Source organism: Kosakonia beeri, assembly GCF_054165705.1.
This window is the reverse complement of the sequence record NZ_CM135106.1, coordinates 4093650-4106057: the sequence shown is the minus strand read 5'-3', so window position 1 is coordinate 4106057 and position 12408 is coordinate 4093650. Positions and strand designations below refer to the sequence as shown.

11 protein-coding genes are annotated in these 12408 nt (G+C 52.7%); 5 read left to right on the top strand and 6 right to left on the bottom strand.

Annotated features, from left to right (window positions below; all coding sequences use genetic code 11):
* Nucleotides 1-18: 18 nt before the first annotated feature.
* Nucleotides 19-1674 carry an HTH-type transcriptional regulator SgrR gene (gene sgrR, locus ACUY4S_RS19410; RefSeq protein ID WP_458021807.1) on the bottom strand — a complete coding sequence of 552 codons (1656 nt, stop codon included), beginning with the start codon at nt 1672-1674 and terminating at the stop codon, nt 19-21.
* An 87-nt stretch (nt 1675-1761) separates the two neighbouring features.
* On the opposite strand from sgrR, the gene sgrT reads away from it, so the two are divergent.
* The gene (sgrT, locus tag ACUY4S_RS19405) at nt 1762-1938 is read left to right on the top strand and encodes a glucose uptake inhibitor SgrT (RefSeq protein ID WP_312687239.1); all 177 of its coding nucleotides are present in this window, start codon (nt 1762-1764) and stop codon (nt 1936-1938) included.
* A 95-nt stretch (nt 1939-2033) separates the two neighbouring features.
* Nucleotides 2034-3212 (top strand): sugar efflux transporter, encoded by a 1179-nt coding sequence (locus ACUY4S_RS19400; protein ID WP_458021808.1) that lies wholly within the window; start codon nt 2034-2036, stop codon nt 3210-3212.
* A gap of 84 nt (nt 3213-3296) precedes the next feature.
* Here ACUY4S_RS19400 and leuD read toward each other — a convergent pair whose 3' ends face one another.
* From leuD to leuL, 5 genes are all read right to left on the bottom strand, one after another.
* On the bottom strand, nt 3297-3902 hold the full coding sequence (leuD, locus tag ACUY4S_RS19395; protein ID WP_458021809.1) for a 3-isopropylmalate dehydratase small subunit: 606 nt from the start codon (nt 3900-3902) through the stop codon (nt 3297-3299).
* 10 nt (nt 3903-3912) lie between these two features.
* Nucleotides 3913-5316 carry a 3-isopropylmalate dehydratase large subunit gene (gene leuC / locus ACUY4S_RS19390; protein ID WP_312687244.1) on the bottom strand — a complete coding sequence of 468 codons (1404 nt, stop codon included), beginning with the start codon at nt 5314-5316 and terminating at the stop codon, nt 3913-3915.
* Between the two features lie 2 nt (nt 5317-5318).
* Nucleotides 5319-6410, bottom strand: coding sequence for a 3-isopropylmalate dehydrogenase (leuB, locus tag ACUY4S_RS19385; RefSeq protein ID WP_312687246.1), 1092 nt, complete (start codon nt 6408-6410; stop codon nt 5319-5321).
* Nucleotides 6410-7981 carry a 2-isopropylmalate synthase gene (gene leuA, locus ACUY4S_RS19380; protein WP_458021810.1) on the bottom strand — a complete coding sequence of 524 codons (1572 nt, stop codon included), beginning with the start codon at nt 7979-7981 and terminating at the stop codon, nt 6410-6412. The genes leuB and leuA overlap by 1 nt, the downstream gene beginning before the upstream one ends.
* A 94-nt stretch (nt 7982-8075) precedes the next feature.
* Nucleotides 8076-8162 (bottom strand): leu operon leader peptide, encoded by an 87-nt coding sequence (gene leuL / locus ACUY4S_RS19375; protein ID WP_409429800.1) that lies wholly within the window; start codon nt 8160-8162, stop codon nt 8076-8078.
* Nucleotides 8163-8705: 543 nt separating this feature from the next.
* Here leuL and leuO point away from each other — a divergent pair.
* The 3 genes from leuO (at nt 8706) to ilvN (ending at nt 12273) form a co-directional block, all read left to right on the top strand.
* A complete protein-coding gene (gene leuO / locus ACUY4S_RS19370) occupies nt 8706-9668 on the top strand; it encodes a transcriptional regulator LeuO (protein ID WP_312687471.1) in 963 nt (320 codons plus the stop codon).
* A gap of 386 nt (nt 9669-10054) precedes the next feature.
* Entirely contained in the window at nt 10055-11779 is a 1725-nt protein-coding gene (gene ilvI, locus ACUY4S_RS19365; protein ID WP_312687250.1) for an acetolactate synthase 3 large subunit, read from the top strand.
* A gap of 2 nt (nt 11780-11781) precedes the next feature.
* A complete protein-coding gene (gene ilvN / locus ACUY4S_RS19360) occupies nt 11782-12273 on the top strand; it encodes an acetolactate synthase small subunit (RefSeq protein ID WP_007373137.1) in 492 nt (163 codons plus the stop codon).
* Nucleotides 12274-12408: the final 135 nt, after the last annotated feature.

Below are 12408 nucleotides of genomic sequence, written 5' to 3'. Positions count from 1 at the left end.
GTAAACAATGGGAAAGCGTTATGGGTCCGGTGGCGCGAACCAGGCAGATTTAAAGTCAAACCAGCCCAGTGTGTTCATACGCAGCCCGCGCATGGAACGTTGCCCCTGAATCATCAGCCAGTGGTGAATAAGCGGCACCATCGCTTTGCTGGCAAGCAACTCTTGCGACCAGAGGGCGAGGTTCATGTCGCCGGTACGCCATTGTGCGGCATCGGCTTGCCAGTCGCGCATAATACAGTGCTGCAGCAGGGGGACTTCATACAGGTTGGCGAACACGGAAAAATCCAGCGGTAACGTAAAGTTGGCGCTGTTAAGCCAGATATCGCTCACGGCTTCACCCCGATACCACTCCTCGTACTCCACTTCCTGTACGATCAGTTTTACCCCATGTTCTGCTAATAAGGTGCTCATGGTGCGGGAGAGTGCTTCGTGCTCGTTATGTTCACGGTAGAACGTGAGCGTCAGGGTTTCCAGACCGGCAGGTTTTTCGCCGCTGCCGGGGCGGGCATGGTGCCAGCGTGGCAGCAGACCATACGCCGGGAACCAGTAGCGCTGATATTGCTCATTGGCATGCCAGAGCAGGTTAGTGGGTGAGAGCACCTGGCTGACCCATTCTCTGACCGCCGGGTTAGCGCCACGGCTGGAGCGGGCGTCGAACAGCAGATAATAGCATCCCTCTTCGAGACGGCTCTCAACGGCTTTTTCGCCGTCGGTTGGCCCTTCGAGCGTCAGGCCGCTGGTCGGTTCATCGGCGAGATCCGGCAACACCCACACGTTAACTTCGTCGATCAGAGCGCGAAAACCGAAGTAATCATCAAAGGCATGGATTTTAAGCTGATTATGGGTATTGCGGGTGACCGCATAGGGGCCGGTGCCAATCGGCTGGCTGGCAAAGTTGGCCATCGTATTCCACTCGCGAGGCAAAATCATTGCCGGAATGTAACCCATCAACCATGGCAGCCAGCGATCCGGTTGTGTCAGGTGAATATCCAGCGTCCATGGGGTTGGCGAGAGGATCTCGCTGATATGCGAATAAAGCGGTAACGCCGTTGCACGTTGCAGGGAAGCGATAACATCGCTCATTTCCAGTTCGCGGCCATGATGGAAATGAATGCCAGGGCGTAAATAAAAACGCCAGTGTAACGGGGAAATCGCCTTCCAGTGGTGGGCAATATCCGCTTCCAATTCCCCATTTTCCTCATTTATTCGCGTTAGCGCGCTAAAAATTTGCCGTGCCATATGGTTTTCGGAACGCCGGAGCGCGGTGCCTGGTAGCAGGTTACGCAGCGGGCGATAATAGAGCACGCGCAGGATATGCCGACCGCTGCGAAAGCTTCTGCCCAAATGCGAAACCAGCATTTGTCGCACAGCGCTTTTGTCACCGACCAGTTGAACCAGTTGATCGATACGATCCTGCTCCAGCAGATCTTCAGCGCGCTGCTGCTGGAGCGCAAGCCCGGTATAAAGGAAGGTCAGGCGCGAGCGTTTCCCGCGCCCAGCTTCAGCGTCCCATGTTAGCCAGCCGCGTTGCTGCATGGTGTTCAGGAGCGTGCGCATATGGCGGCGCGAGCAACTGAGCAACTCTGCCAGCTCATTGAGCGTGGTTTCCTGGGATTTGCCATCGCAGCATTGCCACAGACGGATGAACTGTTGTTGCAGGCGACCAGACGACATAAAAGAGGAACTCCTGGCGAAAACTCAGCAATTTATTAATCCCTATATTAAGCCAATACTTCTCTTCGATGAAAGCGAGGAGGTGAGATGAAGAGAGCATCCTTACGACGGTTTTATCTGGACTATTTTCGAGCAACGCAGGATGCGTGCTGGCTCGCCCGTCAGAGTGCAGGACAGCGCCTGAAAATTCTGGAAGAACTGATGCAGTGGGAAGTGACACCCCCTGTTTCTTCACACCGCTCCGCAGACGTCATGTGTGACTGAGTATTGAGTGCAAATGCACCCGCCAGCAAAAAACCTTTTTGCTGGCTTTTTTCGTTTATGCTTGCAACGCTTTTTGTTTTCGACAAGGAAATGCCATGCTCTGGTTAATGACGATGGGGCGCCGCCTGAATGGCGTGTACATCGCCTTTATGATCGTCGCCTTTATGATGGGCGTCGCCGGTGCGGTTCAGGCGCCGACGCTGAGTCTGTTTTTAAGCCGTGAAGTGGGCGCAGAGCCTTTCTGGATCGGGCTGTTTTATACCGTCAACGCTATTGCAGGGATCCTCGTTAGCCTGTGGCTGGCAAAGCGTTCCGACAGCCGGGGCGATCGCCGCAAACTGATCCTCTTCTGCTGCATGATGGCGGTCGGCAATGCACTGCTGTTTGCTTTTAACCGCCACTATTTGACCTTGATCACCTGCGGGGTATTGCTGGCCTCGCTGGCGAACACGGCGATGCCGCAGTTGTTTGCCCTGGCGCGAGAATATGCCGACAGTTCGGCGCGTGAAGTGGTGATGTTCAGCTCTGTCATGCGTGCGCAGCTCTCGCTGGCCTGGGTCATTGGCCCGCCGCTGGCGTTTATGCTGGCACTGAATTATGGCTTTACCGCCATGTTCACCCTCGCCGCCGGGCTTTTTATTATCAGCCTGGCGTTGATTGCGTTGTGGTTACCTTCCGTGGCGCGCATTGAACAGCCTGCTGACACGGCGGTGACGCAGGTCAGCGGCTGGAGCGATAACAACGTACGCATGTTGTTTATAGCTTCCACGCTGATGTGGACCTGCAACACCATGTACATCATTGATATGCCGTTGTGGATAAGCCTTGAACTTGGCCTGCCCGATAAACTGGCCGGGATCCTGATGGGAACGGCTGCCGGGCTGGAGATCCCGGCGATGATCCTCGCGGGTTATGTGGTCAAACGCGTGGGTAAACGGCCAATGATGGTGATCGCCGTCGCTGCTGGCGTGCTGTTTTATCTCGGGTTGATTTTCTTTCACAGTCAGGCAGCACTGCTTGCTTTACAACTGTTTAACGCAGTGTTTATCGGCATCATCGCCGGGATCGGCATGTTATGGTTTCAGGATCTCATGCCAGGAAGAGCCGGGTCGGCAACGACGTTGTTCACGAACAGTATCTCGACAGGTGTGATTCTGGCCGGGGTGATCCAGGGGGCGCTGGCGCAAAGCTATGGTCATGGCGCGGTTTATATTGGCATTGCGGTAATTTCAGTCGTGGCGCTGGTGCTAACCAGCAGGGTCAAAGACGTATGATCGGCGCGGGGTTACTTTACCCGGCAAGCAACATCATACTGGCCGGGTAAGCGTGGGTGCCAACTGGCAACCCACGTCTCTCCATTAGCCCATAAACGCGGGCTGTTTCTGTTCGTAAGCGGCGATAGCATCTTCGTGCTGCAACGTTAAACCGATACTGTCCAGCCCGTTCAACATGCAGTGGCGACGGAATGCATCAATGTTGAAGCTGTAGGATTTCCCGCCCGCTTTCACCACCTGTGCTTCCAGATCGACTTCAAACGTGATGCCCGGTTGGCTTTGCACCAGGGTGAACAGGTCGTCTACCTCTTCCTCGTTCAGCGTTACCGGCAGCAACTGATTGTTAAAACTGTTGCCATAGAAGATGTCTGCGAAGCTTGGCGCAATAACCACTTTGAAGCCGTAATCCGTCAGCGCCCACGGCGCATGTTCACGAGAAGAGCCACAGCCAAAGTTTTCACGCGCCAGTAAAATCGACGCGCCTTTGTATTGCGGGAAGTTCAGCACGAACTCAGGGTTGGGCTGCTGACCTTCGTCATCCAGAAAACGCCAGTCATTGAACAGGTGCGCGCCAAAACCGGTTCGCGTCACTTTCTGCAAAAACTGTTTCGGAATAATGGCGTCGGTATCGACGTTTGCGGCATCCAGCGGAACAACCAGGCCGGTATGTTGGGTAAATTTTTCTGCCATGGTGGTCTCCTTAGTGCTGCAGGCTACGAATATCAGCGAAATGGCCAGTTACCGCCGCAGCGGCCGCCATAGCCGGGCTCACCAGATGCGTGCGTCCGCCGCGGCCCTGGCGGCCTTCAAAGTTACGGTTGCTGGTTGAGGCGCAACGTTCGCCCGGGTTCAGACGATCGTTATTCATCGCCAGACACATTGAACAGCCCGGCAAACGCCATTCGAAACCGGCTTCAATAAAGATCTTATCCAGACCTTCTGCTTCCGCCTGTGCTTTTACCGGGCCGGAGCCGGGGACCACCAGCGCCTGTACGCCTGGCGCAACTTTACGCCCTTTGGCAATTTCCGCTGCTGCACGTAAATCTTCAATCCGTGAGTTGGTGCAGGACCCGATAAAGACCTTATCGATAGCCACTTCGGTCAGTGGGACACCGGGTTTCAGGCCCATATACGCCAGCGCTTTTTCCGCCGAGGCGCGCTCCACCGGATCGGCGAAAGACGCCGGATCGGGGATAGCATCCGTGACGGAAATCACCTGGCCGGGATTCGTGCCCCAGGTTACCTGCGGCGCAATCTCTTCTGCCTGCAGCGTCACCACCGTATCGAAGGCCGCGCCTTCGTCGGTTTGCAGGGTTTTCCAGTAGGCGACAGCGTCGTCAAAATCTTTGCCCTTCGGCGCGTGCAGACGCCCACGCACATAATTAAAGGTGGTTTCGTCAGGCGCAACCAGGCCTGCTTTCGCCCCCATTTCGATTGCCATATTGCACAGAGTCATACGACCTTCCATGCTCAAAGCTCGGATAGCATCGCCGCAGAATTCCACCACATGACCTGTGCCGCCCGCGCTGCCGGTTTTGCCAATGATCGCCAGCACGATATCTTTTGCGGTAATGCCGGGTGCGGCAGTGCCTTTTACTTCGATTTTCATGGTCCTGGCGCGGCCCTGTTTCAGGGTTTGTGTGGCCAGAACATGTTCGACTTCCGATGTGCCGATACCAAAAGCCAGTGCGCCAAATGCGCCGTGCGTTGCGGTATGCGAGTCCCCACAAACGATGGTCATCCCAGGCAGGGTGATCCCCTGTTCCGGCCCCATAACGTGGACGATGCCCTGATACGGGTGGTTCAGATCGTACAGTTCGACGCCAAACTCGTTACAGTTTTTGATCAGCTCCTGCATCTGAATGCGTGCCATCTCGCCGGAGGCGTTGATGTCTTTCGTCTGCGTGGAAACGTTGTGATCCATCGTGGCGAAGGTTTTACCCGGCTGACGGACCGGGCGGCGGTGCGCGCGCAAACCATCAAAGGCCTGTGGCGAAGTGACTTCGTGCACCAGATGCCGGTCGATATATAACAACGGGGTTTCGTTGGGCGCTTCGTAGACGACATGGGCGTCAAACAACTTTTCATACAAGCTCTTAGCCATAATTACACCCCTTCAGCGATATAACGGGCAATGATATCGCCCATCTCATCGGTACTGACTGCAGCCGCGCCACGGGCTAAATCGCCGGTGCGCACGCCTTCTTCTAATGCCCGGTTGATAGCGCCTTCGATGGCATCAGCCGCAGCGCCCGCGTCCAGGCTATAACGCAACAGCAACGCCAGCGACAGGATTTGCGCAATCGGGTTAGCGATATTTTTACCCGCGATATCCGGCGCTGAGCCGCCCGCCGGTTCATACAGGCCAAAACCCTGCTCGTTCAGGCTTGCCGATGGCAGCATGCCCATGGAACCAGTGATCATTGCGCATTCATCCGACAGAATGTCGCCGAACAGGTTAGAGCACAGCAGCACATCGAACTGGGACGGATCTTTAATCAACTGCATGGTGGCGTTGTCAATATACATATGCGCCAGTTGCACATCCGGGTACTCCGTGGCGATTTCGTTAACGATTTCGCGCCACAGCAGAGAAGTCTGCAGAACGTTGGCTTTGTCGATAGAGTGCACTTTCTTACGCCGTTTGCGCGCCGATTCAAATGCGATACGAGCGATACGCTCAATCTCGAAACGGTGATACACCTCTGTATCAAAGGCTTTCTCGTGCTGACCGGTTCCTTCGCGGCCTTTCGGCTGGCCGAAGTAAATACCACCGGTTAATTCACGTACACACAGGATGTCGAAGCCGTTTGCCGCGATGTCTTCACGCAGCGGGCAAAATGCCTCCAGACCTTGATAAAGTTTAGCCGGGCGCAGATTGCTGAACAGTTTGAAATGCTTGCGCAGTGGCAGCAATGCGCCGCGTTCCGGTTGCTGCGCCGGGGGCAAGTTTTCCCATTTTGGTCCGCCTACGGAGCCAAACAGGATCGCGTCTGCCTGCTCGCAACCTTCCACGGTTGCCTGCGGCAGTGGGTTGCCATGACGATCGATGGCGATGCCGCCGACATCATAATGGCTGGTGGTAATGCGCATACCAAAACGGTTGCGCACAGCTTCCAGTACCTTCAGCGCTTGCGCCATCACTTCCGGGCCAATGCCATCACCTGGCAACACAGCAATATGATAATTCTTCGACATCACACGGTTTCCTTGTTGTTCTCTTTGTTCTGAGCTTTGCGTTGCAATTCTTGTTCGACTTCGGCGGCGCGCCAGATGCTATTCAGTACGTGCACCATTGCTTTTGCAGAAGATTCAACGATATCGGTCGCCAGACCTACACCATGGAAACGACGACCATTGTAGTTCACCACGATATCGACCTGGCCCAGTGCATCTTTGCCCTGGCCTTTGGCGCTCAGGCCGTATTTCACCAGTTCAATGTCGTATTCCGTCACACGGTTGATCGCCTGATAAACTGCATCGACCGGACCGTTACCGTTGGCGGCTTCAGCTTTGATTTCATCCCCGCAGGCCAGTTTTACCGAGGCCGTGGCGATATCATTAGAGCCGGACTGCACGCTGAAATATTCGAGACGGAAATGCTCCGGCTCTTCCTGTTGTTTGTTGATAAACGCCAGCGCTTCCAGGTCGTAGTCGAATACCTGGCCTTTTTTGTCCGCCAGTTTCAGGAACGCGTCGTACAGGTTATCCAGGCTGTAATCCGTTTCTTTGTAACCCATTTCATCCATGCGATGTTTCACCGCTGCGCGACCAGAACGGGAGGTCAGGTTCAGTTGCACCTGGTTCAGGCCGATTGATTCCGGGGTCATGATTTCGTAGTTTTCGCGGTTTTTCAGCACGCCATCCTGATGAATACCGGAGGAGTGGGCGAATGCGCCGCTGCCGACAACGGCTTTGTTGGCCGGGATGGGCATATTGCAAATTTGGCTGACGGTTTGGCTGGTGCGCCAGATTTCGTGGTGATTGATTTGGGTGTGCACATTCATAATGTCTTTGCGCACTTTAATTGCCATGATCACTTCTTCCAGCGAGCAGTTACCGGCGCGTTCGCCGATACCGTTCATGGCGCCCTCAACCTGGCGAGCCCCGGCATGCACAGCGGCAATCGCATTGCCTACCGCCAGGCCTAAATCGTCATGGGTATGGACAGAGATAATCGCTTTATCAATATTTGGCACGCGTTCGTACAGGCCGGAGATGATGTTAGAGAACTCGAACGGCATGGTGTAGCCAACGGTATCCGGAATATTGATGGTTTTAGCGCCAGCGTTAATCGCAGCTTCTACTACCCGTGCCAGATCGGCAATCGGTGTACGACCTGCATCTTCACAAGAAAACTCAACATCATCGGTATAGTTACGCGCACGTTTAACCATATAGATAGCGCGCTCAATCACTTCATCCAGCGTGCTGCGCAATTTGGTAGCGATATGCATCGGTGAAGTGGCGATAAACGTGTGGATACGAAACGCTTCTGCTACTTTCAGCGACTCAGCTGCGACATCGATATCTTTTTCAACGCAGCGAGCGAGGGCGCAAACCCGGCTGTTCTTCACCTGGCGCGCGATAGTCTGCACGGATTCGAAATCGCCCGGGGAAGAAACAGGGAAGCCGACTTCCATGACATCAACACCCATACGTTCCAGTGCCAGGGCGATCTGCAGTTTCTCTTTCACGCTCAGGCTTGCCTGTAAAGCCTGTTCACCATCACGTAACGTGGTATCGAAAATAACGACTTGCTGGCTCATGGTTTAGGTCCTTTTGTTTCTTGGGTCGCCTTGCTACGAGCATAAAAAAACCCGCGCCAAGGCGCGGGTTCTTAGTCTTAAACTGGAAGACGATTCAATTCTGAATGTCGCCCACCGGTCTACCGCGCACGAGAGATGCGTTTAGTAGTAGTAGACCAGCGAAACCGACGTTGCGAATCATGAATCTTGCTCCAGATGAATGCGATATGCTTTTAGTGGTACCGGATGCGTTCTGCAATGTCAACCCTGATGCATGTCAATGCACCGCTTTGAGGGCGAATTGTTTGACATGGATTTAGATAATTATTCTGCTTGTGGTATGAAATGCACTATTACCGTTCGCTTTGTTTGCTGTCTGCGCTCTTATGCCATATGCGGCTGGCGCGGACTGGCTTGTGCAAAGTCTATTTTTAACATTTTTATTTAATTAATCTTTTTTTTAGCTTTTCAAATAAATTAAGAACAAGGAAAGTCAATAAAGTATGTTATTTTTCTGTGAAAATAAGATGATTTCCTTTTTAATTGCCTGATATGTTTATAAAGTCAACTGAAAAAATAGTTAAGGTCATAATATTACCTCACAAATTACCGCTATTTTTTTGTTTCTTAAGCATTAGGTATGGGCTTTATATATTCCTAATTTGCCGTAGCATACTTCTATTAATGCAATATGCATGATAAATCATCTTCCTGAATATTATTATGAAATTGAAGGGAGTATATGATGTCGACAGCATGTGATTTTCCGGGGAAGAGCGTTGATAATCATAGGATTGTTAGTAGTGGGAAACCGCAATTACGCTCTGTGGATCTTAATCTGCTTACCGTATTTGATGCGGTAATGCAGGAGCAAAACATTACCCGGGCGGCCCATTCGCTGGGTATGTCTCAACCGGCGGTCAGTAATGCTGTCGCCCGCCTTAAGCTAATGTTTAATGACGAACTTTTTGTGCGATATGGCCGTGGTATTCAACCTACAACACGCGCCTGTCAGCTTTTTGGATCGATCCGTCAGGCGCTGCAACTGGTGCAAAACGAACTACCCGGCGCGGGATTTGAGCCTGTTACCAGCGATCGCGTTTTTAATCTTTGCGTTTGTAGTCCACTTGATAATTTTTTAACCTCTATTATTTACAATAACGTAGAGAAAATTGCGCCAAATATTCACTTAGGCTTTAAATCCGCGCTTAATCATAATACAGAACATCAGTTGCGTTATCAGGAAGTTGAATTTGTGATCGGCTATGATGAATTCCGCCGCCCTGAGTTTGTCTGTGTGCCTCTTTTTAAAGACGATATGGTATTGGTTGCCAGTACAAATCATCCTCGTCTTGATGCTCTCGTCACAGAAGAGGATATTTTTAAAGAGCAGCATGCTGTCGTTTCCCTGGAGCGCTATGCTTCTTTCAGCCAGCCCTGGTATGACACGCCAGAAAAACAAAACCGTATTGCCTACCAGGGAATGGCGTTAACCAGTGCCTTGAATGTGGTTTCGCAAACGCATCTTGTGGCCATTGCTCCCCGCTGGCTGGCGGAAGAGTTCGCGGAAAGTCTGGGGTTATACATGTTACCGCTGCCGTTGCACCTGAATAGCCGAACCTGTTATCTCTCATGGCATGAGGCGGCGGGGCGCGATAAAGGGCACCAGTGGATGGAAGAACTGCTCGTTTCGATATGCAGTCGATAACCCCGTAACAGGATAAATCGGGATCCCTCTCCCGGTTTATTCTGTATTCAGTTTCGTTGGTAGTATTTTGTCCTGATTTGTCATCCTTAAAACGCTGGTGGTTGCAGTAAAAATGCATGAATTACTGCGCTGTCCCTTATCAGGACGATGATTGGTCATTGTCTTTACTTATCACAGATGTTTTCACCAATTCTTGCGAACTGACGTTGCTATTTCTCTTTTCAGGCCATCTGCCATCACCGGTTTGCTAATTGCCTGCCAGATTTTGAGCGGTTATGGTAACTGCCATTCATAATCAGAATGCAGGGTTTTCCTGTTCTGAACAGAGCGACAGCGCGGAAATGATTTTCGCCGTCAGTCGACAAAACAAAGCCTGGAGGCAAACCATGGAGATGTTGTCTGGAGCCGAGATGGTCGTCCGATCGCTTATCGATCAAGGCGTCAAGAAAGTGTTCGGTTATCCCGGAGGCGCGGTCCTCGATATCTACGATGCCCTGCATACGGTTGGGGGGATAGAACATGTACTGGTACGCCACGAACAGGCCGCAGTGCATATGGCGGACGGTCTGGCACGGGCAACGGGAGAAGTGGGCGTTGTGTTGGTTACATCCGGGCCGGGGGCAACAAATGCCATTACGGGGATTGCCACAGCGTACATGGATTCGGTCCCGCTTGTCGTACTGTCCGGGCAGGTGGCGACTTCTCTGATTGGCTACGATGCTTTTCAGGAGTGCGACATGGTGGGGATCTCCCGCCCGGTGGTAAAACACAGCTTCCTGGTTAAACAGACCGAAGATATTCCAGGCGTATTAAAGAAAGCGTTCTGGCTGGCAGCCAGCGGGCGCCCGGGGCCTGTGGTGGTTGATCTGCCAAAAGACATTATGAATCCAGCGAATAAGTTGCCGTATGTTTGGCCGGAATCGGTCAGTATGCGCTCGTATAATCCGACAACGCAGGGGCACAAAGGGCAAATAAAGCGTGCGCTTCAAACGCTTAGCGCAGCCAAAAAGCCTGTTATCTATGTCGGTGGTGGGGCCATTAATTCCGCATGTGAAAGCCAGCTCCGTCAGTTGGCGGAAAAACTCAATGTGCCGGTGGTGTCGTCTCTCATGGGATTAGGCGCATTTCCAGCGTCTCACCGTCAATCTCTGGGTATGCTTGGCATGCATGGCACTTATGAAGCCAACATGGCAATGCACCATTCCGATGTCATTTTTGCGGTCGGCGTGCGCTTTGACGATCGTACGACCAATAACCTGGCGAAATATTGCCCCGACGCCACTGTTCTTCATATCGACATCGATCCCACCTCAATTTCTAAAACCGTACAGGCGGACGTGCCTATTGTCGGTGATGCGCGTTTAGTGCTGGAGCAAATGCTGGAACTGTTGGCTCAGGAAGAGTACCCGCAATCGCTGGATGATGTTCGTGACTGGTGGTTGCGCCTTGAGCAGTGGCGGGCGCGTCAGTGTCTGAAATATGACACGCAAAGCGACAGCATCAAGCCGCAGGCAGTCATCGAAGCGGTTTGGCGCCTGACCAACGGCGAGGCGTATGTGACCTCCGATGTGGGGCAACACCAGATGTTTGCCGCGCTTTATTACCGCTTCGATAAGCCACGCCGCTGGATCAATTCCGGGGGCCTGGGCACGATGGGGTTTGGTTTGCCTGCCGCGCTAGGTGTGAAGATGGCGTTTCCGGATGAGACTGTTATTTGCGTAACGGGCGATGGCAGCATCCAGATGAATATTCAGGAACTCTCTACTGCGCTGCAGTATGAGCTGCCGGTGCTGGTGCTTAATCTGAACAACCGCTATTTAGGCATGGTGAAACAGTGGCAGGACATGATTTATTCCGGTCGCCATTCACAATCCTATATGCAGTCTCTGCCTGATTTTGCCCGGCTGGCGGAAGCCTACGGTCATGTAGGGATCAATATTACGCGCCCGGATGAACTGGAAGAGAAGCTGGCACACGCGCTGGAGCAGGTGAAAAATAATCGCCTGGTGTTTGTTGATGTTACCGTTGATGGTAGTGAACACGTTTATCCGATGCAGATCCGCGGCGGCGGAATGGATGAGATGTGGTTAAGCAAAACGGAGAGGACCTGATTATGCGCCGGATACTGTCTGTCTTACTGGAAAACGAGTCGGGCGCGTTATCGCGCGTGATCGGTCTTTTCTCACAACGCGGCTACAACATTGAAAGCCTGACGGTTGCACCGACCGACGATCCGACACTGTCGCGTATGACCATTCAAACGGTCGGCGATCAGAAAGTACTTGAGCAAATCGAAAAGCAACTGCACAAGCTGGTCGATGTACTGCGGGTTAATGAACTGGGGCAGGGCGCTTACGTTGAGCGTGAGATCATGCTGGTGAAGATCCAGGCCAGCGGATACGGGCGTGAAGAGGTCAAACGAAACGCGGAAATTTTCCGTGGTCAGATTATTGATGTCACGCCTTCTATTTATACGGTTCAGCTTGCCGGCACCAGCGATAAGCTGGATGCCTTTCTGGCGACCATTCGCGATGTGGCGAAAATTGTTGAAGTCGCTCGCTCAGGTGTTGTTGGCTTGTCGCGCGGCGATAAAATCATGCGTTAATCGTTATTGCTGTCTGCATTTAAAGTCCCGACATAGCTGTGTCGGGCTTTTTTTTGCGAAATCAGACGGAACCAGATACGAAAGCGGTTGCCGCAGTGCCTATTCTGCGCTTAGATGTTATGGAAATTATCCTAT

Excerpts from the sequence above, each read along its gene's own strand:
- sgrR (WP_458021807.1), bottom strand. The coding sequence starts at position 1,674 with ATGTCGTCTGGTCGCCTGCAACAACAGTTCATCCGTCTGTGGCAATGC.
- sgrT (WP_312687239.1), top strand. The coding sequence starts at position 1,762 with ATGAAGAGAGCATCCTTACGACGGTTTTATCTGGACTATTTTCGAGCA.
- ACUY4S_RS19400 (WP_458021808.1), top strand. The coding sequence starts at position 2,034 with ATGCTCTGGTTAATGACGATGGGGCGCCGCCTGAATGGCGTGTACATC.
- leuD (WP_458021809.1), bottom strand. The coding sequence starts at position 3,902 with ATGGCAGAAAAATTTACCCAACATACCGGCCTGGTTGTTCCGCTGGAT.
- leuC (WP_312687244.1), bottom strand. The coding sequence starts at position 5,316 with ATGGCTAAGAGCTTGTATGAAAAGTTGTTTGACGCCCATGTCGTCTAC.
- leuB (WP_312687246.1), bottom strand. The coding sequence starts at position 6,410 with ATGTCGAAGAATTATCATATTGCTGTGTTGCCAGGTGATGGCATTGGC.
- leuA (WP_458021810.1), bottom strand. The coding sequence starts at position 7,981 with ATGAGCCAGCAAGTCGTTATTTTCGATACCACGTTACGTGATGGTGAA.
- leuL (WP_409429800.1), bottom strand. The coding sequence starts at position 8,162 with ATGATTCGCAACGTCGGTTTCGCTGGTCTACTACTACTAAACGCATCT.
- leuO (WP_312687471.1), top strand. The coding sequence starts at position 8,706 with ATGTCGACAGCATGTGATTTTCCGGGGAAGAGCGTTGATAATCATAGG.
- ilvI (WP_312687250.1), top strand. The coding sequence starts at position 10,055 with ATGGAGATGTTGTCTGGAGCCGAGATGGTCGTCCGATCGCTTATCGAT.
- ilvN (WP_007373137.1), top strand. The coding sequence starts at position 11,782 with ATGCGCCGGATACTGTCTGTCTTACTGGAAAACGAGTCGGGCGCGTTA.